20 protein-coding genes are annotated in these 26,061 nt (G+C 70.9%); 10 read left to right on the plus strand and 10 right to left on the minus strand.

The window, feature by feature from the left end; genetic code table 11:
* Positions 1-182: 182 nt before the first annotated feature.
* From ACFZBU_RS12985 to ACFZBU_RS13010, 6 genes are all read left to right on the plus strand, one after another.
* Positions 183-1,802 (plus strand): ABC transporter substrate-binding protein, encoded by a 1,620-nt coding sequence (locus ACFZBU_RS12985; RefSeq protein WP_391583568.1) that lies wholly within the window; start codon positions 183-185, stop codon positions 1,800-1,802.
* On the plus strand, positions 1,802-2,761 hold the full coding sequence (locus ACFZBU_RS12990; protein ID WP_391583569.1) for an ABC transporter permease: 960 nt from the start codon (positions 1,802-1,804) through the stop codon (positions 2,759-2,761). Before ACFZBU_RS12985 ends, ACFZBU_RS12990 begins: the two co-directional genes overlap by 1 nt.
* A complete protein-coding gene (locus ACFZBU_RS12995; protein WP_391583570.1) occupies positions 2,758-3,657 on the plus strand; it encodes an ABC transporter permease in 900 nt (299 codons plus the stop codon). Before ACFZBU_RS12990 ends, ACFZBU_RS12995 begins: the two co-directional genes overlap by 4 nt.
* Positions 3,654-4,727: an ABC transporter ATP-binding protein gene (locus ACFZBU_RS13000; RefSeq protein ID WP_391583571.1), complete on the plus strand. Its 1,074-nt coding sequence runs from the start codon at positions 3,654-3,656 to the stop codon at positions 4,725-4,727. The genes ACFZBU_RS12995 and ACFZBU_RS13000 overlap by 4 nt, the downstream gene beginning before the upstream one ends.
* Positions 4,724-5,563, plus strand: coding sequence for an ABC transporter ATP-binding protein (locus tag ACFZBU_RS13005; RefSeq protein ID WP_391583572.1), 840 nt, complete (start codon positions 4,724-4,726; stop codon positions 5,561-5,563). The genes ACFZBU_RS13000 and ACFZBU_RS13005 overlap by 4 nt, the downstream gene beginning before the upstream one ends.
* 93 nt (positions 5,564-5,656) lie before the next feature.
* Positions 5,657-7,105 carry an amidase gene (locus ACFZBU_RS13010; protein WP_391583573.1) on the plus strand — a complete coding sequence of 483 codons (1,449 nt, stop codon included), beginning with the start codon at positions 5,657-5,659 and terminating at the stop codon, positions 7,103-7,105.
* A gap of 390 nt (positions 7,106-7,495) precedes the next feature.
* Here the strand turns inward: ACFZBU_RS13010 and ACFZBU_RS13015 are convergent, their stop codons facing one another.
* The 5 genes from ACFZBU_RS13015 to ACFZBU_RS13035 form a co-directional block, all read right to left on the minus strand.
* Complete coding sequence (locus tag ACFZBU_RS13015) at positions 7,496-8,086, minus strand: TetR/AcrR family transcriptional regulator (protein WP_391583574.1); 591 nt, start codon at positions 8,084-8,086, stop codon at positions 7,496-7,498.
* Positions 8,087-8,237: 151 nt separating this feature from the next.
* Positions 8,238-9,761, minus strand: a complete 1,524-nt coding sequence (locus ACFZBU_RS13020) for an MFS transporter (RefSeq protein WP_391583575.1) — start codon at positions 9,759-9,761, stop codon at positions 8,238-8,240.
* A gap of 312 nt (positions 9,762-10,073) precedes the next feature.
* Entirely contained in the window at positions 10,074-11,717 is a 1,644-nt protein-coding gene (locus tag ACFZBU_RS13025) for an alpha/beta hydrolase (RefSeq protein WP_391583576.1), read from the minus strand.
* 288 nt (positions 11,718-12,005) lie between these two features.
* Positions 12,006-12,572, minus strand: a complete 567-nt coding sequence (locus tag ACFZBU_RS13030; protein WP_391583577.1) for a dihydrofolate reductase family protein — start codon at positions 12,570-12,572, stop codon at positions 12,006-12,008.
* A 286-nt stretch (positions 12,573-12,858) separates the two neighbouring features.
* On the minus strand, positions 12,859-13,227 hold the full coding sequence (locus ACFZBU_RS13035) for a VOC family protein (RefSeq protein WP_391583578.1): 369 nt from the start codon (positions 13,225-13,227) through the stop codon (positions 12,859-12,861).
* A gap of 63 nt (positions 13,228-13,290) precedes the next feature.
* Between ACFZBU_RS13035 and ACFZBU_RS13040 the strand changes: the two genes are divergently transcribed.
* Entirely contained in the window at positions 13,291-13,749 is a 459-nt protein-coding gene (locus ACFZBU_RS13040) for a MarR family winged helix-turn-helix transcriptional regulator (protein WP_391583579.1), read from the plus strand.
* 128 nt (positions 13,750-13,877) lie between these two features.
* Here the strand turns inward: ACFZBU_RS13040 and ACFZBU_RS13045 are convergent, their stop codons facing one another.
* Complete coding sequence (locus ACFZBU_RS13045) at positions 13,878-14,372, minus strand: NUDIX domain-containing protein (protein ID WP_391583580.1); 495 nt, start codon at positions 14,370-14,372, stop codon at positions 13,878-13,880.
* Positions 14,373-14,874: 502 nt separating this feature from the next.
* On the opposite strand from ACFZBU_RS13045, the gene ACFZBU_RS13050 reads away from it, so the two are divergent.
* On the plus strand, positions 14,875-16,296 hold the full coding sequence (locus ACFZBU_RS13050) for a DUF2252 domain-containing protein (protein WP_391583581.1): 1,422 nt from the start codon (positions 14,875-14,877) through the stop codon (positions 16,294-16,296).
* A gap of 119 nt (positions 16,297-16,415) precedes the next feature.
* Here the strand turns inward: ACFZBU_RS13050 and ACFZBU_RS13055 are convergent, their stop codons facing one another.
* The 3 genes from ACFZBU_RS13055 to ACFZBU_RS13065 all read right to left on the minus strand — a co-directional run bounded on the left by ACFZBU_RS13055 (position 16,416) and on the right by ACFZBU_RS13065 (position 21,670).
* Positions 16,416-18,959 carry an ABC transporter permease gene (locus ACFZBU_RS13055; protein ID WP_391583582.1) on the minus strand — a complete coding sequence of 848 codons (2,544 nt, stop codon included), beginning with the start codon at positions 18,957-18,959 and terminating at the stop codon, positions 16,416-16,418.
* Positions 18,959-19,708, minus strand: coding sequence for an ABC transporter ATP-binding protein (locus ACFZBU_RS13060; protein ID WP_391583746.1), 750 nt, complete (start codon positions 19,706-19,708; stop codon positions 18,959-18,961). The genes ACFZBU_RS13055 and ACFZBU_RS13060 overlap by 1 nt, the downstream gene beginning before the upstream one ends.
* Before the next feature lie 1,068 nt (positions 19,709-20,776).
* Entirely contained in the window at positions 20,777-21,670 is an 894-nt protein-coding gene (locus tag ACFZBU_RS13065) for an NAD(P)H-binding protein (RefSeq protein WP_391583583.1), read from the minus strand.
* Positions 21,671-21,874: 204 nt separating this feature from the next.
* On the opposite strand from ACFZBU_RS13065, the gene ACFZBU_RS13070 reads away from it, so the two are divergent.
* Positions 21,875-22,735 (plus strand): LysR family transcriptional regulator, encoded by an 861-nt coding sequence (locus tag ACFZBU_RS13070; RefSeq protein WP_391583584.1) that lies wholly within the window; start codon positions 21,875-21,877, stop codon positions 22,733-22,735.
* A gap of 136 nt (positions 22,736-22,871) precedes the next feature.
* On the opposite strand, the gene ACFZBU_RS13075 is transcribed toward ACFZBU_RS13070, so the two are convergent.
* Positions 22,872-23,720, minus strand: a complete 849-nt coding sequence (locus ACFZBU_RS13075; protein ID WP_391583585.1) for a DUF4344 domain-containing metallopeptidase — start codon at positions 23,718-23,720, stop codon at positions 22,872-22,874.
* Between the two features lie 641 nt (positions 23,721-24,361).
* Here ACFZBU_RS13075 and ACFZBU_RS13080 point away from each other — a divergent pair.
* A complete protein-coding gene (locus ACFZBU_RS13080) occupies positions 24,362-26,011 on the plus strand; it encodes a serine/threonine-protein kinase (protein ID WP_391583586.1) in 1,650 nt (549 codons plus the stop codon).
* Positions 26,012-26,061: the final 50 nt, after the last annotated feature.

Consider the following 26,061-nt stretch of genomic DNA (forward strand, 5'->3'; position numbering starts at 1 on the left):
CGCCGGCGCACCGCCTCGTGACGTGTTGGAAACCTCCTCGCCATGCGTGAGATGCCTGCTCGCAAACCCTTGCGCGGGAACGTTCCCGCGTCAATACTCACCGGCACCTGTCCTGACGCGTGCCATGCCGCATCCGTCTCCGTGCCTTCGCCGTCCCTCCGAAAGAGGTGGGTTACTTGCGCATGCCCAAAACCGCCGCCCTCGCCGCCGTCGTGGCCCTGACCGCCGTCGGGTGTTCCGGCGGTGGCGGCGACGACTCGTCGGCCGCGGACCCCGGCTACCGCATCACCAAGGACAGCCCCGCCGCCAAGGGGCCGCTCGACAGGGTGAAGTGGTCGCTGTACGCCGAACCGCAGACGCTGGACTACGCATACGGTTTCGACTACCCGATCAACACCGTGCTCGCGAACGTGTGCGACCAACTCCTGCGGATCAACCCGGACCTGACGATCACCCCGGGGCTGGCCGCCAAGTACACCAACCCGGACCCGCTGACCTGGGTCTACACCCTGCGCGAGGGGGTCAGGTTCCACGACGGCACCACCATGACCGCCCAGGACGTCGTGGCGAGCCTCAAGCGCCAGATGGACCCCGAGGTCGGCGCCGCGTACAGCACCGCCTTCAAGGACGTCGAGTCCATCACCGCCTCCGGCCCGCTCGAGGTCACCATCAAGCTCACCCGCCCCAACGTGCTGCTCAACCAGCAACTGGGCGCGTCGGCGGGCACCATCGAAAGCGCCGCCTTCCTGGCCAAGGCCGGCAAGGACTACGGCAACCCGCAGGGCGGCGTGAACTGCACCGGACCGTTCTCCGTCAAGGAGTGGAAGCCCGGCACGTCCATCACGCTCAAGCGCAACGACGCCTACTGGGACAGCACGCTCATGCCCAAGACGGGCGAGGTCGAGTTCGTCTTCATCCAGGACCCCGCCGCCCGTGCCAACGCGCTGCTGACCGGCGAGGTCGACGGCGGGTACCTGCTGCCCAGCAACTCCTACGACAAACTCAAGTCCGGCGAAGGCAAGCTGTACTTCGGTGACATCACCGGCAGTTACTCGGCCGCGATCACCAACCTCAAGGGTGCCCTCGGCGACACGCGCGTGCGACGCGCGCTGTCCATGGCGATCGACCGCGAAGGCATCGTCCGGGCGGGCCTGAACGGCTACGGAACGGTCGCCAAGGCGCCCGTGCCCGTCTCCGGTTGGGCCACCATCCCCGCGGAGCAGGCGCAGAGCATGTACAACGCGCTGCCCGCCGTCACCACGGACGTCGCCGCCGCCAAGAAGCTCGTCGCGGAGGCCGGCGCGACCGGCAGGAAGGTCGTCGTCGCGACCAGCAACCTGGCCCCGGAGATCAGCGTCGCCGCCAACGCCATCCAGGCCGCGGGCAAGTCCATCGGCCTCGACGTCGAACTCAAGACCGTCGCACCGGACGCGTACACCGCGCTGTTCACCGACCCGTCCACCCGGGCCGGCATCGACGTGCTGGTCACCAGCGGCTACGACGTCACGCCCGATCCGCTGGAGTTCTACCAGACCCTGCAGACCGGGGAGTTCGCCAACTACGGCAACTGGTCCAACCCCGAGTACGACGCGATCGCGCAACAGGCACTGGGCACCACCGACCCGGCCGCCCGCGCCCAACTGACCGCCAAACTCCAGGAGATCGCGCTGCGCGAACTGCCCGGCATCCCGTTGTGGGACTCCCCGCTGTCGCTCTACCAGGGCAAGCGCGTCACCGGCGCCACCCCGAACATCACCCAGCTCTCCTTCCCGTGGGCCGCGACCCTGGGTGCCGCGAACTGATGAACCGTCCTCTGCTCCGCTTCCTCCTGGGCCGCCTCGTGGGCCTGGTACTCGTGCTGCTGGCGACCTCGTTCGTGGTCTTCAGCGCCGTACACCTGGCCCCGGGCGACCCGGTGTCCTTCCTGATGCGCGGCCGCCCGGTCACCCCGCAGGCCCGCGCCGCGCTGACCGCCCAATACCACCTGGACCAACCGTTCGCCAAGCAGTACCTGCTGTGGCTCGGCGACGTGCTCGGCGGCGACTTCGGGCGCTCGGTGCAATTCCGTCAGGACGTCGGCGAGTTGATCTCCCAGAAGTTGCCGACCACGGTCTTCCTGGTCGGGTACGCGATGGTGCTGGTCACGGTTGTCGGGCTGATCCTGGGCATCGCCTCCGCGCTGCGGCCCGGCCTGATCGACAAGCTCGTGCTGGCCTGGACCGGCACCTCGATCGCCATCCCGTCCTACATCGCCGCGACCGTGCTCACCTCGGTCTTCGCCGTCAAACTGGGGTGGTTCCCGCTCTACGGCGCCGGCGAGGGCTTCGGCGACCGGTTGTGGCACCTCACGCTCCCGGCCATCGCCCTCGCCCTGACCTTCACCGGATTGCTGGCCAGGGTCACCCGATCCGCGATGCTCGACGAACTCTCCCGCGAGCACGTCGAGGTGGCCCGCTCCCGGGGCGTGCCCGAGAGCCGGGTCATCCGCAAACACGTGCTGCGCAACGCCCTCGGCCCGATCGTCACCGTCGTCGGCACCATGGTCGCGAGCATGCTCGTGGCCACCTCGATCGTGGAAACGGCGTTCAGCGTCAAGGGAGTCGGTTCGCTGCTCATCAACTCCGTCACGGTCAAGGACTTCCCCGTGGTGCAGGCACTGACCCTGCTGGTGGTCGCCGCGTTCCTGATCGCGAACCTGATCGTCGACCTGCTCCAACCACTGATCGACCCGCGCGTCGCGCTGGGAGGTGACCCGAAGTGAGTGCCTCCGCCCCCGCGTCCGTCAAGGACGCGACCGCACCGACGCCGCCCCTGCGGCGCGGCGCACCGGCCAGGATCCGCAAACTGGCCGCCCAGGGGCCGCTGTTCACCGCGGCCGTGCTGGTCCTGGCGCTGCTCGTACTGCTGGCGGTGTGCGCACCGCTACTGGCACCCTACGAACCGGACGCCATCGACCTGAAGAACTCGCTGGCCGGCACCGGCCCGGAACACTGGCTGGGCACCGACCAGTCGGGCCGCGACATCCTCAGCCGGCTGCTGTACGGAGCCCGCACCGGACTGCTGGGACCGCTCGCGGTGGTCGGCGTGTCCACCGTGCTCGGCATCGCCATGGGCGTCGTTGCCGCGTGGCGCGGCGGCTGGGTCGACGCGCTGCTCTCCCGCTCGATGGATCTGCTGTTCGCCTTCCCCGCGATGTTGCTGGCGATCCTGTGCGTGGCGGTGTTCGGCGCGGGACTGACCGCCCCCGTCATCGCCATGATGATCGCCTACACGCCGTACGTCGGCCGCCTGGTGCGCTCCATCGCCCGCCAGGAACAGGCCCGGCCCTACATCGAGTCCTACCGGGTCCAGGGCTGGTCCGGCTGGTCGATCTGCACACGGCACCTGATCCCCAACATCACCCCGACCGTACTGGCCCAATCGGCGATCAACTTCGGCTACGCCCTGATGGAACTCGCCGGCCTGTCCTATCTCGGCTTCGGTGTCCAGGCACCCACCGCCGACTGGGGCGTCATGGTCAGCGAGGGCCAGAACCCGCTCCTCAAGGACGTCATGCTGCCCGCCCTCGCCCCCGCGACCGCCATCGTCATCGCGGTCGTCGCATTCGGAATCGTCGGCGAGGGCCTCGCCGACCGCGTCTCCAAGCGGGAGAGGTGAGCGCCGTGTTCGACAAGACGACGGCCGACGACCCGGCCACCCGGCCCGCCGCATCCGGCACCCGGGCCGACGCCCGCGCGCGCGCCGACTCGGGTGAGCGCGACGTACCGCTGCTCGACATCACCGGCCTGACCCTGCGCCTGCCGGACCACGCCGCCGCGCGACCCATCCTGGACCGGGTCGACCTGCGGGTCGAACGCGGCGAAACGGTGGGCCTGGTCGGCGAGTCCGGCTCGGGCAAATCGGTGGCCTGCCGCACCGTGCTGGGCCTGCTGCCCAAGGGGGCGAGCACCGAGGGCAGCGTCCGCGTGGAAGGCACCGACGTACTCTCCCTGGGCGCCGCCGGACTGCGCGAGGTACGCCGGAACAAGGTCGCGATGGTGTTCCAGGACCCGCGCGCATCGGTCAACCCGATGCGCCGGATCGGGGACTTCCTCACCGAGGGACTGCGGATGCGCGGAACCTCCAGGGACCAGGCACTGGCCCGGGCACAGGAATTGTTGACCGAGGTCGGCATCCGCGATCCGCACGGCGCGCTGCGCCGCTTCCCGCACCAGTTCTCCGGCGGCATGCTCCAGCGTGTGGTGATCGCCGCGGCCCTGGCCGGCGACCCCGCACTCCTGCTCGCCGACGAACCCACCACCGCACTCGACGTCACCACCCAGGCGGAAGTCGTCGGCATCCTGCGGCGCCTGCAACACCGGCACGGCACCGGCATGTTGTTCGTGACCCACGACCTGGAACTCGCGGCGGCGATCTGCGACCGCATCTACGTCATGTACGCGGGACGCATCGTCGAATCCCAGCCCGTCGCCGACCTGTTCGCCCGACCCAGGCACCCCTACACGGCCGCGCTGTTGGCCTCCACACCGCGCCTGGAGGCGGACGCCGCGCCGCCGCAGCCGATCCCCGGACGGCCCGTGTCGCTCGCGGAGGCGCCCACCGGCTGCGCCTTCGCGGCCCGCTGCGCGTTCGCGATCGCGCGGTGCCGAACCGAGGCCCCCGCACTGGTACACGACGGTCCGGCGGCCGTCGCATGCCTGCGCGCGGACGAAGGGATCCTGCAGTGAGCACACCCGCCTCCCCGACTCCGGCCGCCCTCGAAGTCCGCGGCTTGTGCCGCACGTTCGGCGATCACAAGGCGGTCGACGACGTCGGTTTCACCCTGCCGCCGGGGGGCTCGCTGGGCATCGTCGGCGAATCCGGCTCGGGCAAGACCACCACCGCCCGCATGCTCGTCGGCCTGGAGACCCCGGACGCCGGCAGCATCACGGTCGACGGCCGCGAACGCGCCCACCGACCGCGCACCCGGGCGGAACGCCTCTCCCGGGCCAGGGAGATCCAGATGGTCTTCCAGGACCCCTACCTCTCCCTCGATCCGCGCATCACCGTCCACGACAGCATCGACGAGGTCCTGCGCCTACACGCCGGCGAAACCGACCGGTCCGGCCGCGCCGCGCGCCTGGCCGAACTCCTCGACCAGGTGGGCCTGGGCTCCCGCGAGGCCGGCGCCCTGCCGCGTCGGCTCTCCGGCGGCCAACGCCAACGCGTCGCCATCGCCCGTGCGTTGGCGGCCTCGCCCCGGGTGCTGATCCTGGACGAGGCGGTCGCCGCACTCGACGTGTCCATCCAGGCCCAGATCCTGGACCTGCTCGCCCGCATCCGCCGCGAGCAGGGCATCGGCTACCTCTTCGTCAGCCACGACCTGGCCGTCGTCCGACACATCACCGACGACGTGGTGGTGCTGCGCAACGGCCGGATCGTCGAATCGGGCCGCACCACGGAGGTACTCTCCGCACCGCGACACCCGTACACCAGGCTGCTGATCGACTCGGTACCGGGCGTGGGCTGGGACCCGGAACGCATCGCCGAAAGCAGAAGAGCACTCGCCGCACCGGAGGCATGACGGCCGGCGGGTCCGGCAGATCCCAAGAATCCGCCAGGGCCCGCCGGGCCGCCGCCATCGCGAACCATCCATCGATCCTGCTTGGGAGTCACCGTGTCCGCAGGTACATCCACCGACCTCGCCTATCTGACGGCGACGGAGGCACTCGCCGCCTTCCGCACCCGTGAGCTGTCGCCCGTCGAACTGCTCACCGCGGTCCTGGACCGGGCGACCGCCGCCGAACCCGTCGTCAACGCGGTCGTGGAATCCCTCCACGACCAGGCATTCGCGGCGGCCCGCGAGGCCGAACAGCGCTACCTCGGCAAGGGCCGGGGCGACATCCGGCCGCTGGAGGGCATCCCGGTCGCCGCCAAGGAGGAGCACGCCATCGAGGGACACCCCCTCCAGCAGGGGTCGTTGTTGCTCGCGGACGAGGTCGCCACGGAAACGCACCCGGTGCTCCAGCGGATCGCCGACGCGGGCGGCATCATTCACATCCGTACCAGCACACCGGAGTTCTGCGCCGCCGCCTTCACCCGATCGAAGCTGTGGGGCGTGACCCGCAACCCTTGGAACCCCGAGTACTCGTGCGGTGGTTCGTCCGGCGGCTCGGGCGCCGCGCTGGCCGCCGGATACGCGCCACTGGCCACCGGATCCGACATCGGCGGCTCGATCCGCATCCCGGCCTCGTTCAACGGTGTCGTAGGGTTCAAGCCGCCGTTCGGCCGGGTCCCGGCGATGCCGCCGTACAGCCTCGACCAGTACTGCCACGACGGCCCGATGGCACGCACGGTCGCCGACTGCGCGCTTCTGGAGAACGTCATCGCAGGACCGTGGAAGGGCGACGTGGTGTCGCTGCGCCCGAAGCTGGTCTTGCCCGAGCAGTACGCCGGCGCGAGCGGGGCGGAGGGCCTGCGCATCGCACTGAGCGTCACGCTCGGCGACCACTCGATCGACCCCGAGGTGGCGGCCAACACACGGGCCGTCGCCGAGGCCCTGCGTGCCGCGGGAGCGGTGGTCGAGGAGGTCGAACTCGGCTGGACCCGGGAAATGGTCAACCGCGCCCTGATGGCCCATTTCGCAGCGATCATGGGGGCCGAGGCGGGCGAGGCGATCAATGCCGCGCCGGACCTGGTGAACCCGTACCTGCGGGCCTTCCACGAGAAGGCGGCGGCCACCCGGACCTCGTTCGCCGAGGGACTCGCCCTGGAAGGCGCCATCTACGCCGAACTGGGCGAACTGCTGGACCGGTTCGACGCGTTGATCTGCCCCACCACGGCCATCCCGGCATTCGTCGCCGACGACGACTACACCGAGACCAAGGTCGTCGTGGACGGCAGGGAACTGGACTTCTACCTGGACGCCGCCCTCACCCCGCCGTTCAACATCTGCAGCCGGGTACCGGTACTGGCGGTGCCGTCGGGCTTCGCTTCCAACGGCGTGCCGACCGGTGTGCAGATCGTCGGAAAGACCTACGACGACGAGATGGTCTTCCGCATCGGCGCAGCCCTCGAAGTGGTCCGCCCCTGGTCCTACACACCGGAACGCCGCCCCTCCTGCTGAACCAACGCCCGCCCGGTCGCACCGGTCCGGCCCCGCATCCGCCGCTGGAGGGCGCGGCCGAGACGAGCAGGGCCGGGCAACCCGTCGACGGCCGCCCTCGTGGTCGGCCCGGACGCCCGGTGCGCCGTGGTCACCGACACCGCCGGCACCGGATCGCCCGCTCGACGGGTCCCGACGCACGGCCGTCGCGCCGTCGCCGCCACCCGCGGTGAGGGTGGCCGCACGACGCTCGGCCGGCCCCGCCCCGAGACGACCCGGGGCGTGGCCGGCCGGCGGATCGGATGGCGCGCGACGAGCCGGGCCTTCCCAGCGGGGCGCGCGGGCCGCGCAGGTCACCGCGGTGGCCGGGCATGCCTGCGGCCGGGTGGGTGTCGCCGGCGCGAGGCGTCCTCAGCGGGGCGTGGCGAGGGCCGAGCGCAGGGTGGCGGCGATGGTGTCGCCCGCTGCGGCGCGGTCGAGTCGGCCGGCGTCGACCTCGTCCGCCGCGGTGTGGATCACGCCGTAGTAGGTCGCGGTCAGCCACGCGGCCGGGAGGTCGGTACGGATGTCGCCTTCGCTGCGGCCGCGCGCGACGAGTTCGTCGACCCTGGTCAGGACCCGGGCGTGTTGGCGACGCAGGCTCGCCTCGCCCAGCGCCTTCAGGGCTGCCCGGCGCAGGCCGCGGGTGCGGTCCAACACCTGCCAGCCCTCGCGGGCGAGTCGTACCAGTGCCTCGTCGGCCGGTCCGACGGTGATCCCGACGTCGTCGAGCAGCACGTCGACTTCGCCCAGGGCCTGCCCGATCGCCGCCTCCAGGAGCACGTCCCGGGAGCCGAAGTGCCCGTACAGGGTCACCCGTCCGACGCCGGCCTCCCGCGCGATGTCGGTCATCGTGACCTCGGGGTCGCGCGCGAACGCGCCGAGCGCGGCGGCGAGGATGGCGGCGATGTTGCGTTCGGCGTCGGCCCGTCGCCGTACGCCCGGCGATGATGTCGCACCCATGCTGGTCAACCCTACTGTCGGAATCTTCACGCCGGCCGCGGCAGGCGAGGTCGTCGTGGTGGTCGTGTCGGTCTTCTCGCTCGTGCCGGATATCCCGGTCCCGATGCCATAGTTGCCGGGTTCGTCCCGGTCAAGGTCCCGGTCGCCGTGGTCAGTGCACGTGCCGCGGGCCGTCGGAGGCCGGCGGCCTGCCCGCCGGAACCAGTACGAATGCCACGAGCGCCGCGACCACGGCGGTGCCCGCGCAGGCGAGGAACGCGTCGGTGTACCCGCCGACTCCGCCGCCGCCCGCGATGCCGGGCGCCGCGATCGCCGACACCAGGGCGACGCCGATTGCGCCGCCGAGTTCGTGGAACGTGTTCACCACACCCGAGGTGATGCCGGCCTCGTCGTGGTGTACACGGGACATCGCCGTGGTGGTCGCCGCGACGAACGCGGGACCCAGGCCCGCCGCGGCCAGGGCCAGTCCGGGGACCACGTCGGACATGCCGCCGTGCTCGGGCAGCCGACTCAGCCACAACGCACCCGCCGCGGCGAGCATCAGGCCGCCCGCCCCCACCGGCCGGGCGCCGATGCGGCCGACCAGCAGGCCCCCGACGTGCGCTCCGACGGTCACCGCGACGGCGACCGGCAGGAAGGCCAACCCGGTCCGCAACGAATCGAAACCCAGGGTGTGTTGCATATGGAGCGAGCCGAGAAAGAACAGCGGGATCAGCAGTCCGCTCGCCACCAGCATCACGAACGCGCCGGAGATCACGGGCCTGCGGGTCAGCAGGGCCAGAGGCACCAGAGGATCGGCAATCGTGCGCTCGACGAGGACGAAGAGCGCGTAGCCGACCGCCGCGCCGGTCAACGACAACAACGTCCAAGGCGACGCCCATCCGACGTCGCCCGCACGGGTCACGCCCAGGATCAACGCCGCGGTCCCCGCCGTGGCCGCGAGCGCTCCCGGCAGGTCCGGACGGGTACCCGAGGCGATACGCGGCCGGGCCGGGATCACCGACGCGGCCAGGGCGAGTACGGCCACACCGATGGGCACGTTGGCGAAGAAGATCCATTCCCATCCCGGGCCGGCGGTCAGCAGTCCGCCGACCAGAACGCCGGCCGCCGCCCCGGTGCCGCCGATCGCCGCCCAGACGCCGAGTGCGCGGTTGCGCTCGGGACCGTGGAAAGTGACCGTCACGAGCGCAAGCGCGGCCGGCGACAGCAGCGCGGCGGCGGCGCCCTGCGCGACTCGGGCGGTGAGCAACATCGCGCCGTTCGGGGCGAACCCGGCGGCCAGCGACGCGGCGGTGAAAACACCCAGGCCGAGCAGGAACGCGGTCCGCCGGCCCAGCGTGTCGGCAATCCGCCCACCGAGGATCATCAGACCGCCGAACGCGAGCGCATAGGCGGTGACCACCCAGGTCAGCGGCTCCCGCCCCAGGCCCAGATCCGCGCCGATGCTCGGCAGCGCGACGTTCACCACCGTGACGTCCAGGATCAACATGAACTGCGCAAGGCACACCAGGGTCAGGACGAACCAGCGCCGCGGCGTGGGCGCATGTGCGTGAGTGTGGCCGCCGGCGGTGTCGCCGTGTGGGTCGTGCGCACCGTGTGGGTGGTGTAGGTCGTGTACGTCGTGCGCACCAAACGCGTCGTGCGCGTCCTGCGTCGATCGACTGTCGCGAGACATCGTTTCGCTCCTCGAAGTGCCGCCCCGAGCGGGCGGGCCGCCGACCGGGTTCGGCCGCCGAAACCGCCCGGCACATCTCGTACAGGCGTGTTCGAGTAAGCGAATCGCATCCACCCATGCCGTACAACCGTGTTCGAGTTAGCCGCTCGAGCCCCGGCGAACGTCCTGCCGCGCGACCTGCGCAGCCCGTGCACCTCGTGCGACCCGCGCACCCGCGAGGCCACGGATCCCGGACCGCCGCGCTACGACGACACGTCGACCGGGATCACGTCGCCCCTTCTCCCAACGCGACGCAGTGGGCGGCTTCGGCGGCTACTTGCCGTCGGTGCACTGCGTGCCGGCGGCCGGCAGCTTGCCCTCGATGATGTAGGCGGCCACCGCCGCGTCGACACACTTGCTGCGGCCGAACGCGCCGTGGCCTTCGCCCTTGAGGGTCAGCAGGCTCGCGTGCGCGAGGTCCTTGGCCAGCTTCTCGGACGCGGCGTACGGCGTGGCCGGGTCACCGGTCGTGCCCACCACCAGGACGGGCGCGGCGCCCTCGGCCCGGATCACGTGCGGCTTCTCGGGAGTCTTGTACGGCCAGAACTCGCAGCCGGGGCCCTCGATGTCCGATGCGACGGTGTCCTTGGAAAGCAACGGAGCATCCGCCTTGAGCTTCGCCAGGACCTGTTCGATCCGCTCGGGGGAGGGCGCCGGAGCGGCGCCGTCGGCACAGCGTATTGCCGAGCGCGAGTCCGTGCTGTTGTCGTAGTGACCCTTTTCGTCCCGGCCGAGGTAGTCGTCGGCGTAGAAGAGCAGGGCGCTGCCGTCCTTCCTGTTCATCGCCAGGGCAAGGGCCTCCCGCAGGTACTTCCACGCGGTTTCCTTGTCGCCGTACAGCAGGCTGTTGGTGCCCGTCCAGCCGAGGGAGGAGGTCAGCTTGCGGCCGTCGTAGGCGGTGCGCAGCGGCTTGTCCTGCAACGCGTCGAGGAAGGTCGCGCCGATCTCCGCGGCCTTGGCCGGGTCGCCACCCAGCGGACAACCCGCCCGGGCCGCGCAGTCGGCGGCGAACGCGCGGAACGAGCGCTCGAAGCCGACGGTCTGGTCGATGCTCGCGTCGAGCTTGTCGGCCGCCGGGTCCACGACCGCGTCCAGGACCATCCGGCCGGCGCGGTCGGGGAACTCGTCCAGATACATGGTCCCGAGGTAGGTTCCGTACGAGATGCCCAGGTAGTTGAGCTTGTCGTCACCGACCGCGCCGCGCAGCACGTCCATGTCCCGAGCCGCGTTGCGCGTGCCCACGAACGGCAACAACTCGCCGGACTCGGCCTGGCACGCGGCGGAGAACTCCTTGCCGCTGCGCTCGCTGCGCGCCTTGCGTTCGACCGGATCGCGGGGCGAGTCCCGGGCGTTGCGCTCGTCACGGGCCTTGTCGTCCAGACACCGTACGGGCGCACTGTCGGCCACACCACGCGGGTCGAAGCCGAGGATGTCGTAGCGGTCGTGCAGAGGGCCGTCGAACTCGCCGAACCCGTACTTGACGAAATCCTGGCCCGAGCCCCCGGGTCCGCCCGGATTCAACACGAGCGAGCCGATCCGCTGATCGGGCTTGGCAGCCGGGTGTTGCATGACGGCGATGTCCAGCGACTTGCCGTCGGGCGCGGTGTAATCCAGCGGCACCTTGAAGGTCCCGCACCGGAATTCGCCCTCGTCCTTCTTCTTCGTCTTCGGGTCGTCCGGGCACGCCTTCCAGGAAATCTTCTGTTCGTAGAAGGCACGCAGCGCCGGGTCCGCCGCTCCCTTGGGCTTCGGCGGGGTGGCCGCGGCCGTCCCGGTCACCTGCGTGGGGACCGGCTTGCCGTCGGCCGTGTTGGACGCGCCGTCACCGGAGCCCCCGGTACACCCGGCCGCCAGCAACAGGGCCACGGCCACGGGTATGGAACGACGGAAGGACGCCGCCTGAAAAGGAGTGATCACGCGCCAAGGACTATCAGTCGCCGCTCCGGCACGGCACACCGATATCCCCGCCACCGGCAAAGGCACCGTCCGCACCGGACGTTCCACTCAAAACGGCCTTCGAAACGATGCAATACGTTCGAACCGGGCGCAAGAAGGCCGGCGGGCACGCCCCGCCCGCGCAGGGTGAACGCGCCCCTCGCCGGGTACGGCCACCGCGCCCGACCATCGGACCACGTCCGGGCGCTCGACGCGCCCGCCCGCGCCGGCCGGAGGTACGCGGACGAGAGCGCTCGCGAGCGTGACGGTTCAGTCCTCGGCCCGTTCGTAGCGCAGCATCACGGTGCGTGCGTCGAAGATCCGCGAGTCGATCAGGTTCAGCGGGCGACGCCGCTCGTCGGGGCGGAAGACCGGCCTGCCGCCGCCGAGCACGACCGGGTGCACGAAGATCATGTACTCGTCGATCAGTCCGAGTTCGGTGAGTGCGTTCGCGAGTTCGGCCCCGCCGGTGAGCAGAATGTCCTTGCCGGGTTCGTTCTTGAGCGTGGTGATGTCCTCGGCGAGGTTCTTGCCGATCACCTCGGCGCCCCACTCGGCCCGCTCCAGCGTGGTGGAGACGACTACCTTCCGCATCGCGCGCCAGATGGGCGCGAACCGCAGGTTGTGCGGGTCCGTGGAGACGGAGTCCGCAGTCGGCCAATACGCCGCCATCATTTCCCACACCACGCGCCCGTACAGGAACGTGTCGACCCCGTCGTTGACGGTCCGCCCGAACTCCGACAGTTCGGGAGTCATCCGCGGCCAGTCGAATTCGCCCTTCGGACCCTCGATGTAGCCGTCGACCGACTGATGGACCAGGTGGATGATCTTCCGCATCTTCGACTCCCGTGCAGTGCACTGCTCGTATCCGGTGTTCTCACGGGGAGGTCGGAGCCCATGAGCCGTTCTCGACATGCCTTCCACCGAATTCCCGAAAGAAATCTCTGCGCCAAGTCCCGTACCCCGAGTCGGCTCCGCCGTCGCCGGCTCGACGCACCGCCCATCCGGAGGCGACGCCGGCGTCTACCGAGGCCCCGCCCCGCCGGTGCGAAACGGCGAACGAGGGGCACACGCGGAGCCGGCGGTCTCCGGGACCGGTGATCGTCCGGTGGCGTCGGGCGGGTCAGGGGCGGTCGTGGAGCGTGACGTGGTAGCCGTCGGGGTCGGCGAAGGTGAATGTCCGGCCGAACGGGCCGTCGATCGGTGCGGAGACGATGGTGTGACCGTCGGCGACGAGAGCATCGTGGATGGCCTGGACGTCGGTGGCGTGGAGCCAGATCGCGGCACCGATGCCGGGCTGGGCAACGGATGCGAGATCGGTGCCGGGAACGATGTCGCGGAGTGCGAACGCGATCGGTTTCGTCTCGAAGACGACGGCGTGCGGAGGTCCGGCCTGCGAGCGGACGAGGCCGAGGTACTGCTCGTAGAACGCCTGCGAAACGTCGAGGTCGCGCGCCTGGAGCGAGATGAAGTCGGGGCCGGTGGCGGGCATGGTGATACTCCTTCTCTCCGTGTCAGATTCCTGACACGGATCAATGTATGTCAGAATTCTGACATGAGTCAAAACGGTGCCGGCGTCGACCTGGACAAATCACTGGGCTACCTGCTGAAAGAGGCTTCGAGCGCCCTGCGCGCAGCCATGGAGGAGGTGCTGCGGCCGCTCGGGATGAGCGTGACGCACTACTCCTGCCTCGAGCTGCTGGCCCAACGGCCGGGCTTGTCGAACTCCGAGCTCGCGCGGGGCGCGTTCGTGACCCGGCAATCGATGAACGTGCTGCTCCAGGCCCTGGAACGAGATGGCTACGTGACCAGGCCCGCGGAGGCACCCGTCGGGAAGGTTCTCCCCACGCGGCTCACGCCTCGCGGCCGACGAAGCCTGGAGAAGGCGACCGTGGCGGTCCGATCCGTCGAGCTCAGAATGCTGGCCGGCATGACCGAGACCGAACAGTCGAGCGCGTTCCGGATCCTGCAAAGCATGATCCACTCCCTACGCGAGAGCAACGACGGTGCATAGCCCCTTCCCCGCCGCCGGCCCTGGCGCCCGCCGCCGCGTACACGCCCGGTTGGAGCACTGATCGGCAGCCGGCCCCCGGCGCTCGGTTCGGTGAAGTCCCGTCGCCGGCGGGTGGGCCGGGTCCTGGCTCAGCGGGCCTGGAAACTTCCGGTTGCAAGGTACGCGTGGTACATGTCCAGGACGGCCCGGGTCGGGGGATGCAGGGGCTGGGGTGGCCGATCCCGTGGGAAGAAGGCCGCCTCGACGACCTCCGCTTCTTCCGGCGCCATGTCCCCGGTCCATCGATGGGCGGCGAAGCACAGGGCGAGGCAGTGGATCAGGTCGCCGTTGGGGTATTTCACGACGTGGACCGCCGGGTCGGAAAGCGAGCCGAAGGGGATCAGATCCTCCGGCCGTACGGAGAGTCCGGTTTCCTCTTCGAGTTCCTCGATCGCGGTGTCGGTGAAGCTGCTTCCCTCCTCGCAGGAGCCGCCCGGAAACTCCCAGACGCCGGTGTCCCGCCGACGCTGGAAGAGACACTCCCCCTGCTCGTTCACGAGCATCACCTGCGCCCCGGGAATCAGCAGCAGACGGGATCCGAGTTTTTGCCGGATCACCCAGATGTAGGACCCGATATAACCCACAGCTCTCCCAGGCTCGAGATCGAGACCGTTCCGCGCCTGCCGGAGCCCGGCGGTGGCGGACCGGACCGTGGCGGGCCGGACCGTGGCAGCCCGGACTGTGGCCGACGCAGCACCATGATCGCCCGCGGAGCCGGGCCGGTCTCGGGAATGGCCGATTCCCCGCGAAGTCTTCTCCGACCGCACCCACGAGGCCACGCATCCACCAATCCACGGACTCACGCGCACACGAGCGCACGGACACACCCGCACACGGCCCACGCGCGCATCGGCCCCCGCCGTCACTCGTTGGAAGCACCCGGCTCGCCGGAAGCCGTGGGCTCCGGTCTCCTGAGGGGTGAACGGTGTCTCGTCCCCGGCCGATACCGATGTCGGGGCCGGGCCCGGCGCCAGGGTCGGTGAGGCCGGGAACCCTGCCGCCGCCCTGGTGGCGGCAGCCCGGCGCAGCGGCGGCGGCGCCGACCGGTGATGGCGGGTTTGTCGATGCGGGTCCGGAGGACATGTCATGACGCCGAAGGCGGGTACCACCGCGCGCGATACCTCGTGGCCGTCGCCGCGGGAACGGGCCGATCGTGGCAGGGCGGCGCGGACGAAGGCGTCACGGTCCAGTCATGGCGAGTACGCGCCGGGTCCGCGCCGGCCGGATCCGGTGGACGTGATCGAGGCGCAATCGGCCTCGCGGGTACCGGAGTTGGTGCCGATTCGCTATGGACGCATGTCGGAGTCGCCGTTTCGGTTCTATCGGGGAGCCGCCGCGATCATGGCGGGTGATCTCGCGGATACGCCGGCGTCGGGACTTCGGGCGCAGTTGTGCGGTGATGCGCACATGTTGAATTTTCGACTGTTGGCCTCGCCCGAGCGGCTTCTGCTCTTCGACCTCAACGACTTCGACGAGACGTTGCCGGGTCCGTGGGAGTGGGACGTGAAGCGGTTGGCCACGAGTCTGGTCATCGCGGGGAGGGAGAACGGCTTCTCGGATCGGGAGCGTACGACGGTGGTCGGCGCGACGGTGCGTTCCTATCGGGAGCAGATGCGCCGGTTCGCCGGGATGCGCAATCTCGACGTGTGGTACGCCAAGGCCGATGCGGACCTGCTCCGGGCGTTGGCGGCGGGGCAGTTGCACAAGCGTGGGCGCAAACGCATGTCCCGGGCGCTGGCCAAGGCGCGTACCCGGGACAGCCTCCAGGCGTTCGGCAAGCTCACCCACGAGGTCGACGGCCGGCCGCGGATCGTCTCTTCGCCGCCGCTGATCACTCCGGTCTCCGAACTCATCCCCGACGGCGAGCACAATGCCTTGCAGGAGCGCCTCGACGAGCTGTTCGAGCGGTATCGAGGCACGCTGCGCTCGGACCTTCGTCATCTGCTCGGGCAGTACACCGTGGTGGACATGGCCCGCAAAGTGGTGGGGGTCGGCAGTGTCGGCACCCGCTGCTGGATCATCCTGTTGCTGGGGCGGGACGGCCGGGATCCGCTGTTCCTCCAGGCCAAGGAGGCGGACGCGTCGGTGTTGGCGGCGCATGCGGGCGCGAGCGAGTTCCCGACGCAGGGGGAACGGGTGGTCGCGGGTCAGCGCCTGATGCAGGCCGCGGGCGACATGCTCCTTGGCTGGGAGCGCCTGGAGGGCATCGATGGTCAAGAACGGGACTTCTACGTACGCCAGTTGCGCGATTGGAAGGGCATCGCGGAGCCTTCGCTGATGGTCCCGCGGGGCATGCGCGCGTTCGGCGAACTGTGTGGCGCGACGCTGGCCCGCGCGCACGCCAGGTCCGGGGATCGAATCGCGATCGCGGCCTACCTGGGCGGCGGTGACGTGTTCGACCGGGCGGTGACGCGCTTTGCGGAGTCCTACGCCGACCAGAACGAGCGCGACCACGCGGCCCTGCTGGAGGCGGTGAAGTCGGGACGGGTGGCCGCCGAGGACGCGTAGCGAAAATCGCAAGGCGCGGCGGCCACGACGATGGGTCATCGCCCAAGCCCACACGCCGCCGCCCGCCGCCACCCCGGGCAAAGGGGATGGCAGCGGGCGGCGCGCCCACGTGGCGGCGACTATTCCTTCGCTCCGACCGCGTCGATCGGTTCGATGCGGAGGAGGCGTCGGGTGACCGGGGCCACCGAGAGGGGGGCCAGGAGCAGAGCGGCGGCGCTGATTTCCAGGAGCAGCGGGATCGGGATGTAGGGGGTGCTCTCGCCGAAGGCGCCCTTGCCGAACGGGACGAGGGTGATCATCGCGATGGTCAGGCCGAGGGCGAGGCCGATGACGCCGACCAGGACGGCTTCGCCCCGCATCACGCCGCGGACCTGGGCGTGGGTGCTGCCGATCATGCGCATGAGGCCGAGTTCGCGGCGTCGGGCGACGGTCGAGACGATCATGGTGTTGACGGCGGCGATGGTGGCGAAGCCGGCCAGGATGATCAACATCACCTGGTTGACCCACTTGTTGGTTTCGCGGGCCTGGTCGCGTTCGGCGGCGTATCCGGCGCGGTCGGCGATCTTGGCGGCGGGGTGTTGTCCGGTGACCTTGGTGAGTGCGCTGTCCACGGCGGCGGGGTCGGCGCCCGCGGCGAAGCGCACGAGCAGTCGGCCGTCCAGGGCGGCGTCGACGTGGTGCTCCACGGTGGCGCGCGGGAGGGTGACGGCGGCGGTGCCCAGGCCGCGGTCGTACGTGGCCACCAGCGTCGGCTTGATTTTGGTGCCGTCGCCGAGGCGCATCTCGATGGGCTTGCCGACCCGCGCCTTGACGGCGTCGGCGGTGAGTCGGTCCATCGCGACCGCGCCGCCGGCGGGCTGGGCCGCGCCGGGGCGCAGGGCTTCGATGCTGCCCTTGCGGATGCCGAGGTCGAGGACCTTGGCGAGGTCGCTGTCGGTGCCGCCGATCGCCTGGGTGGGGTACTTCTCCAGTGCGTCGGAGGTGGACATGACCACGCTGGTGGTCAGGACCGAGGTGACCGCGTCGACTCCCGGGATGCGGGCGACGTCGCCGGCGGCACGCGCCGGGAATCCCGGGCCGGTGACCACGCGGTCGGCGGTCAGGGCGGCCTTGGACTGCTTTTCGCTGTAGTGGTCCTGGGCGGCGAACATGAACATGAGCGTGGTCGCGAAGGCGACGGTGAGCGTGATCGGGGTGATCGCGGAGGCGAGCCGGCGCGAGTTGCTGCGGGCGTTGTCGAAGGCGAGTTGTCCGGGGGCACCGAACAGCCGCAGAACGACCCCGGCGAGCCGAACGAACAGATGTGCGATGAGCGGGCCGAGCAGGCCGATGCCCAGCATGAACAGCATGATCACGCCGGAGGCCGCCGCGACCGCCTGGTCGCCGCTGACCTTCATGGCGAGGCCGGAGAGGGCGGCGGCACCGGCGACGGCGCCCAGACCCAGGACGAGGCGGAACCAACCGAGGCGGGCCCGCTCGATGCCGGCTTCGCCGAGGGCCTCGGTGGGCTTGGTACGAGCGCTTGCCCTCGCGGCCAGGAGTCCGGCGAGCACCGCGGAGACGACGCCCGCACCGACGGCGGCGAGCATCGGAAGCGGGCCGATCGCAAGGGTCACGCCGCTCTCGATCATGCCGCGGTCGACCATCCGGTCGAACCACAGCCGGGCGAGCAGGGTGCCGGGCAACAGTCCGACCAGGCCGGCGACCAGGGCCACGCAACCGGCCTCGGTGGCGATCATCCGGCGAATCTGCCAGGGAGTGGCGCCCACGGCGCGCAGGAGGGCGAAGTCGCGGCGGCGTTGGGCCACGGACAGCGAGGTGGCGCCGGCGACGACGAAGACGGAGACCATGGCGACGACGCCGCCGAAGGATGCGCCGACTCCGGTCAGCATGGCCTTGGTGTCGCCCAGGCCGGGGTGGTCGACCTCGCCGCGCCCGTCGCCGGTGCGGACCTTCACGTCCGCGCCCGTGAGGGCCTTGCGCAGGTCGCCGGCGACCTTTCCGGTGGAGGCGCCGTCGCCGAGGAGCACGCCGAACGCGGTCACCTTGCCGGGATTCCCGGCGAGTTTGGGTGCCTCGGCGTCGGCGACGTACAGGTGCGCACCCCGGCCCGGGACCACGGCCGCGACCTTGAGGGTGCTCTCGCCCGAGGGGGTGGTCACGCGCAGCGTGCCGCCGGGGACGACGCCGCTGCCGGCGCGGGCTGCGGCGTCGGCGGTCAGGATCGCCTCGCCGGCCCGTGGGGCCGTACCGCTCTGCGGGGTGCCGGCCAACCGGGCGGCGGACCAGGGGTGGGCGTCGAGGACGGCGGTGGGGGTCTGGGCGGGGAAGGTGAGGTCGGGCAGGACGGTGGCGACGCCCGGTACGGCGGCGATGCGCGCGGCGAGCCCGGCGTCGATCCGGGAGCGCTCGGGCAGGGCGACGGAGACCTCCTCCTTGTCCTCGCCGCTGCCGAAGGTCTTGTGCACGCTGTTCTGGCCGGCGACGACGATCGGGGTGTCGGCGTAACGGCCGGGCGGTACGTGCGCGCGCAGCCCGCTTTCGAGGAAGATCCCGCACATCGTCACCAGGGTGGCGGCGAACAGCAGGGCGATGAAGGATCCGGCGAAGGAGGCGGGCCGAAACCGCACGGAGGTACGGGCGAGCCCGTTGGTGCGCAGCATCAGGCGGCCTGCCCCTGCGCTCGGGCCGGCTGCGACAGCGCGACCATACGGGCCGCGACCGCTTCGGGGGTGGGTGCGTGCAGGTGGCCGGCGAGTCGACCGGCGGCGAGGAAGACGACGCGGTCGGCGTAGGAGGCGGCGACCGGGTCGTGGGTGACCATGACGATGGTGGCGCCGCTCTCGTCCACGGCCCGACGCAGCAGTGTGAGCACATCGGCGGCGGTGGTGGTGTCCAGCGCCCCGGTGGGCTCGTCGGCGAACAGCACGTCGGGTCGGGTGACCAGGGCGCGAGCGATCGCGACGCGCTGTTGCTGGCCGCCGGAGAGTTGCGCGGGGCGGCGGTTGGCGTGCTCGTGCAGGCCGACCATGGCCAGTACCTCGGCGGCACGGCGGCGGTCCGCGCGGTCACCGGCCAGGCGCAGCGGGAGCAGGACGTTCTTCTCGACGGTGAGCGAGGGCAGCAGGTTGAACGCCTGGAAGACGAAGCCCAGGCGGGTTCGGCGCAACCGGGTGAGCTGGTTCTCGTTCATCGCGGTGAGGTCGTCGTCGCCGAGCAGCACGCGGCCCGAGCCGGGCTTGTCGAGTCCGGCGGCGCAGTGCAGGAAGGTGCTCTTGCCCGAGCCGGAGGGGCCCATGACGGCGGTGAAGGTGCCCTTGGGGATCTGCAGGTCGACGCCGCGCAGGGCGTGTACGGTCTCCGCGCCGCTGCCGTAGGTCTTGACGACGCCTTCGAGCCGTACGGCGGGCACACCGTCGGCCGCGGGCGCCGGGTGGGTCGAGTGTGCGGGGTGGTCGGGGTATGCCCGGTGGGCCGCGTGCCCGGGGTGTTCCGGGTGCGCGGAGTGGCGCGGGCCGTCTTGGGGTCGGCCGCGGTGTGCGCCGGCGGCGGGTGCGGTGGCGGGTGCGTACGGGAAGGCGGCGGGCTCGCCGGGGTACGGGCCGGCCGGGTGCGGGCCCGCGGAGTACGGCTCGGCGAGGTGCGGGCGGGCCGGGTACGGGTCGGCCTGGTGCGGTGGGAGGTGGTGCGGTCCGGGCCGGTCCGGGCGCGGGGAGGCGGCGGGCCCCGTATTCGCCCGTCGGTCGCCTCGTTTGCCTCGCCCGAACATGGTGCCTCCCGTAGAGATTTCGACCGTCGAGAAATTCGGCGACCACGACGCGATGGGGTCTGCGGCGACGGATGTCCGTGCCGACCGGGGTGGGGGGTCCCGCACTCCGGCGGTGCGCGGGGCACCGGTGACTCGTCGTGGGGTCCGGCTGCGCCGAAGTGGCGCGGCCGAAGCTCGATTCGGGGACTCGATCGGTGTTCCGAACCGCCCCCGTGCCTTGTGATCACAACTCTGCCAGGGCATTCGGGGCGGTCCGTCGTGCGACGGGACGAGAATTCCGCGCGGGGGCGGTACCGGAGTACCGGTACCCGAGGTGCCCCTGCACGGGGCCACATCCCGCCCAGGGGGCGGTGCGGGGGCGGACGGGCGCGGGCACGAGGTCGGCCGACGCCGCGTGCCGGCCGGACGGGAGGTCGGGCGCACGACTCCCGACCTCGTGTGCCACGGGCCCCGAGCCGAAGCCGCCGAAGTCGCCACCGCCTCCTTTGCGGTGCGGCACGGCGCCAACCGGCTGCGACAGCAGGGCCACTTCCGCGCCTTGCTCGTGAACTCGGTTCTGCGGCAGGACAGTTCGACGTCGGACTCCGACGGCGCGCACGGACGTCGGTTCCCCCGAGCGGCGCCGCGCGGCTTCGGGGGGTTCGCGCCCGGGCGGTACGGGAGCCGTCTCGCAACGTACTCCGTACCGCCGGGCGTGCCGGGAGGCGGCGGTCAGCCCTGGACGGCGGGCTTGAGGACGTCGTGGCACCAGCGGCGGAAGTCGGTGGGTGCGGATTCCGGGGTACTGGGTGCGTCGATGCCGTAGAAGCCCTGGTCGTCGATGGCCGTGACCATGTCGGCGAGTCCCTGTGCCCAGGCTTCGCTCGTGCCGTGGCGCATGGCCGTCGCCTTGTAGTCCGCGCTGCCGGTCCGGTGCACGCGGATCGCACGTCCCAACACCTCGGAGGCCACCTGTGCCATGCCGTCCGGGGAGAGGTCGTCGGGTCCGACCACCGGGACGTCCTCCTGGCCGGTCCATGTGTCGTCGAGCAGCAACCGGGCCGCGGTGGCGGCGATGTCGCCCGTGGTGCAGGTGCGCAGCACGCGGTCCCGGGTCAGGGCCAGGAAGAACATGCCCGCGTCCCGGATCGACTCCGCCTGGCCCAGCAGGTTCTCCATCAGGAACGGCGCGCACAGCGCCCGGTAGTGCACGCCCGTGGCCTCGATCGCCTCGTCCATGGCGAGTGACGCCGAGATCTGCCCGGCATTCCGGGCCACGCCGCGGCCCAGCGTGGACACGGCGACGACCCGCCGGATGCGCCCGTGCCGGATCTCCTCGCACAGCGGCGTGGTGAAGGCACGGAAATGGCCCTCCATGCTGTCTGCCGTCGGGGTCGGGGGTACCAGCCAGAACACGCCGTCCGCATCCGCACAGGCCTTCGTCAGCACGGCGGGGTCGGCGTGCGATCCCTGGACGACCTCGACGTGCTCGCGCACCCGCGGGGACAGCCGGGCGGGGTCGCGGACGATCACTCGAATTCCCGGGTTGGTGGGGCCGGGGGTGTCGAGGAGCCGGTCGAGGACCTGTCGGCCGATCCGGCCGGTCGGGGTGGTGACGACAATCATGAACAACTCCGAGGAACGAGAGGGAGAAAGCGCGGAAGGCATGCTTCGCGGGGATGCTTCACAGGAAGGAGGGCCTCGCGGGATGCCCTCGAGCCTGCCGCGTGCCGAGCCGGAACTGAAGGACCGTCCCGCTCCCGCTTGTTACCCTCCGGGTAATACCGGGGGCCATACGGAGCTCCGCACCAGCCGAACCGAGGGCCGACCATGGAATCCCGCCCGCTGCGCTACTTCGTCGCCGTCGCCGAGGAGCTCAACTTCGCCCGCGCCGCAGAGCGACTGGGCATCTCCGCGCCGCCGTTGTCCCGCGCGATCCGCCGCCTGGAGGCCGACCTGGGCGTCACCCTGTTCGAGCGAACCACCCATACCGTGGCGTTGACCTCGGCCGGTACCGTGCTCCTCGCCGAAGCCCGGATCGCCCTGGATGCCCTGCAGGCCGCCGTACGCCGGGCCCAGCGCGCCGCCGACCCGGAGTCGAAACTGGTCCTGGCCGTCAAGGCCGACGGTGACGCGGGACTGCTCGAACCGATCCTGGATTGCTACGCTCGCGAGCCCGGCGCCGTTCCGGTCGCCATCCGGCTGTGCGGATGGCACGAACAACCGCGTCTCCTGCGCTGTGGCGAGGCCGATGTGGCCCTGATCCACGAGCCGTTCGACCACACCGGCCTGGACGCCGAGCCGCTGACCGCCGAACCTCGCGTGGTCGCCCTCGCCGCCGCCCATCCGCTGTCCGACCGCGACCACCTCACGCTCGCCGACCTCGGCCTGCACGCCGGCGACCTGTACCGCTTCCTCGACGAGATCCGCCAGGAGACCCGCGACCTCGCCCAACTCCTCACCCTGGTCGGCCTGGGCCGCGTCAATCCCCTGCTGCCCGCCTCCGTCGCCGCCCGATACCCGCGCCCCGGCGTCGTCTACCGTCCGGTCTCCGATGCCCCGCCCTCAGTCCTCGCCATCGCCTGGCCCCAACAATCCCGCTCCACGGCGACCGCAGCCCTCATCCGCACCGCCGCCACCACAGCCGCCACCGCCCCGGACCACCAAGCGGGCCGGACTCGCACCCTGTAGCCGACGCGGCGCCGGAGACGGATGGTGGCGAGATCCTCGACCAGCACATTCGAGCCGGAGCCGTTCTCGACCACGGCCCAAGGGAACCCGTCCCCAAGGGAGCGCTGTCGATGGAGCACCGAAGGCGCAGCCGGCGTCACTGCTTTCGGAGGATGGGAGCCAGGTTCTTCATCCAGGCGTCCCGTACCCGCGCCCACTCGTTCGCACATCCCGTGACACGCGGTGGGGGAAGAAGGCGCTCACTCGCCGGATCACGTTGCCGGCCGGGCGCGGAACCGTAGAGATAGCAGAGGTGATTCGCAGCGCGTACGAGGTCCGGGGAGTGTTCGTCCTTGCGATCGTTGTCGCCGGCGGTGACGTCGTCATCGGCCGCGGAAAGCTCGTACTCCCGGACGGCCATCAGCAACTGCCTTTCGCCATCGGCGCCTTGACGGAGAAGCAGCAGTGCCGCGAACTGATCCGCGGCGTCTTCCTCGGCCCGCTCGGTGAACGAGAGACGCAACGTATCGATGATGTGGTGGGCGGCCTCGTGGTAGATGGTTTCCACCAACACGGCGACGACTTCGTCGTCGGCCGGGCGGTGTCCCGCGCGCTCGAAGAGTTCGCGCTCCTCCCCGATCTGGTCGTAGCAGATCACGATGCGCTTCGCTTCCGGGTCGTACTCGGAGCCTTCTCCCCCGCACGAACGGGCGACGACGAACGCCTGGTGATCCAAGCCGACGAAGGCGTTCAGGCGAGCCGAGGCGGCTTCCATTACCTTCCGGTCATGCAAAAAGGCGGCATGGCCACGATCCGCCTCGGCGGGCTGCTCGAAGCGGATCACGAAGCCGAGCTGCTCCGGCGATCGACTGACATCCCGGTCGGTTTCCTCGATGCCTTCGATCGCATCGTCCGACGCGGTGCAACCGGCCAGCACGATCGCGAGCAGCCCCGCCCATAACCTGCCTCGCCCGTGCCCACGACCACGCCGCATGGAAATCCGCATATGCAAAACCTTCCCGAGGATTTCGACAACCTCCGAGCACCCGACGCGATACGCACCCAACACCGAGGCCGACACATCGCCGCCACGACAACCGCCTTCGCGCGTTCGCTCCGCAACGGTCTCACTTCGGGGGTCGACGCCGACCTCACGCCCTCGAAGTGCCCCGAGTCCTCGGAGCCCTCGATGCCGGCGGAGCCATGGCGTCGGTCCCATGGAGCAGGGTGGTCCCCCGCTTGGGGGATGGGCGGAGGGCGGAATGGCTGATGTGACCGACCGGCGAGCCGGGTGAGCATGCGGCGTCTCGTTCCGCTCCCGACCCGGAGGTCGCCGTGGCCGTCCTCGCACCGGTACCCACGGATCGCACGAAGTCGCCGCCGACATCGGCCCGTTCCGGGTGGCCGCGGCGATGGCCCGGCCGGGCGCCGCGGCGACGGGGAGCGTGGTGTAGGCCGCCGTACAGGCGACCTGGGCCGTGACCGCGACCACCGTGCCGTGAACGCGGCACACCGCGTATGCGCCACTCGCCCAGCGCGCCGGGCCTGGGCCCTCCGGGCCACCAGCGCAGCTCGAACTCGCGGCAGCCGCCCTGCGGTTGGGTGTCGGATACACTGCCGGCGATTCATACGGGGGAAGGGGCGGGCATGTCCGGACCGGGCATCGAGCCGTTGCACGACGACGATCCGACATGGCTCGGGTCCTATCGGCTGCTCGGCCGGATCGCCTCGGGCGGGATGGGCCGGATCTATCTCGGTCGCGGCACCGACGGTGATCTCGTCGCGGTCAAGACGCTGCTCGCCGACGGCGAGGTGGGCGCGGTGACTCGGCGTCGGTTCGCTCGTGAGGTCAAGGTTGCCCAGCGAGTGCGCGCCGAGCACACCGCGCGCGTCCTGGCCGCCGACCCGGACGCCGAGCGCCCGTGGATGGCCACCGAGTACGTCCCGGCGCCCTCGCTCGCCGAACTGGTGCAGCAGGCCGGGACGTTGTCCGGTTCGGCGGTGCGCTGGGTGGCCCGCGGCACCGTGGAGGCGCTGGTCGGCCTGCACCGCCAGGGCATCGTGCATCGGGACGTCAAGCCGCAGAACCTGCTGTTGCCCGCCGAGGGGCCGTGTCTGATCGACTTCGGCATCTCGCATGCCCAGGACCTGACCCGGACGTCGCTCTCGCTCGGCACCGTCGCGTTCACCTCCCCCGAGCAGGCCCGCGGCGAGGAGTCGACCGCCGCGTCCGACGTCTACTCGCTGGGGGCCACGCTCTTCCACCTCGCGGTGGGTCGTGCGCCCTACCCCGCGGGCGAGGACATGATGCGGCTGCTCGCACGGGTGGCCGAGGCGGATGTGGATCTCACCGGTCTGCCGGCCGAGTTGGCGCCGGTGATCGGACCGTGCCTGGCCCTGGAGCCGGGCGATCGGCCCACATCGGCGGAGGTGCTGTCGAAGGTGGCGGTGGACCTCGCGGAGGCGCCCACCGCCGAACGGATCGTCGGTTGGTTGCCGCCGCGGTGGTCGGCGTTGGTGGCGGAATATGCCCGGTACGGGCGGGACTTGTCCGCGTGGTCGTGGGGCGAGGACGCCACCCACGCCGATACCGACAGCGACGCCGACGCCGACACCACCACCGCTCCCACCACCCTCGACCACGCCACCACCGACCTCGCCACCGCTGCAGAGCCACCGGAGCCTCCGCTCGGAAGGCGGGCCCGGCTTCTCGTTCGAACCGTCCGGCTGTTCATGGTGTCCATCCTCGTCGCCATCGCCGGCTTCTTCGCAATCGCGTACTGGCATTACGAGCAGGCCAAGAAGCCCAGTACCACCGATCGGGCCTTCCAAGCACTGGCTCCGGGCGACTGTCTGGGCTCGACGCCGGTCGCCGGCGAGTGGGTGAAGCGTGCTCCGAACGTGGTCGACTGCGGTCTGCCGAACGCCTACGCGCGGGTCACCTCGGTTCCCGGCGTGAACGGCGGATCCTGCCCGATCCGCCCCGAAGTCATCGCCTGGTTCCGCGCGTTCCCGCAGGGAGAAACCTTCAAGCTGTGCGCCGAACGCCTGTACCGGGTCGGCCAGTGCACCGTGGGCAAACGCGAAGGGCGGCACTTCACGGATGTGCAGCTGCACGAGGTCTGGGATTGCCACGCAGCACAACGTCCGGTTGGTTACCCAGAGTTGCTCAGAATCACCGAATACCCGGCAACCGGGCAAGAGTGCCGCAGGAACGACCGGGATACGGCGAATTCCGGCGAGTACGTCCGCTATGTGGTCCGGACCGGTGAAGTCGCGTGTCTGGTCCGGCTGTGAGCGGCTGCCGCCGACCGGTGACCCGCGCCCGCACCGCCGACCGACACTTA

The organism is Embleya sp. NPDC008237, assembly GCF_042956465.1.
Taxonomy (GTDB): domain Bacteria; phylum Actinomycetota; class Actinomycetes; order Streptomycetales; family Streptomycetaceae; genus Embleya.

Coding starts and splice junctions, on each gene's coding strand:
- ACFZBU_RS12985 (WP_391583568.1), top strand. CDS start 183: ATGCCCAAAACCGCCGCCCTCGCCGCCGTCGTGGCCCTGACCGCCGTC.
- ACFZBU_RS12990 (WP_391583569.1), top strand. CDS start 1,802: ATGAACCGTCCTCTGCTCCGCTTCCTCCTGGGCCGCCTCGTGGGCCTG.
- ACFZBU_RS13015 (WP_391583574.1), bottom strand. CDS start 8,086: ATGGGTGCGACATCATCGCCGGGCGTACGGCGACGGGCCGACGCCGAA.
- ACFZBU_RS13020 (WP_391583575.1), bottom strand. CDS start 9,761: ATGTCTCGCGACAGTCGATCGACGCAGGACGCGCACGACGCGTTTGGT.
- ACFZBU_RS13030 (WP_391583577.1), bottom strand. CDS start 12,572: ATGCGGAAGATCATCCACCTGGTCCATCAGTCGGTCGACGGCTACATC.
- ACFZBU_RS13035 (WP_391583578.1), bottom strand. CDS start 13,227: ATGCCCGCCACCGGCCCCGACTTCATCTCGCTCCAGGCGCGCGACCTC.
- ACFZBU_RS13040 (WP_391583579.1), top strand. CDS start 13,291: ATGAGTCAAAACGGTGCCGGCGTCGACCTGGACAAATCACTGGGCTAC.
- ACFZBU_RS13050 (WP_391583581.1), top strand. CDS start 14,875: ATGACGCCGAAGGCGGGTACCACCGCGCGCGATACCTCGTGGCCGTCG.
- ACFZBU_RS13055 (WP_391583582.1), bottom strand. CDS start 18,959: ATGCTGCGCACCAACGGGCTCGCCCGTACCTCCGTGCGGTTTCGGCCC.
- ACFZBU_RS13065 (WP_391583583.1), bottom strand. CDS start 21,670: ATGATTGTCGTCACCACCCCGACCGGCCGGATCGGCCGACAGGTCCTC.
- ACFZBU_RS13070 (WP_391583584.1), top strand. CDS start 21,875: ATGGAATCCCGCCCGCTGCGCTACTTCGTCGCCGTCGCCGAGGAGCTC.
- ACFZBU_RS13075 (WP_391583585.1), bottom strand. CDS start 23,720: ATGCGGATTTCCATGCGGCGTGGTCGTGGGCACGGGCGAGGCAGGTTA.
- ACFZBU_RS13080 (WP_391583586.1), top strand. CDS start 24,362: ATGTCCGGACCGGGCATCGAGCCGTTGCACGACGACGATCCGACATGG.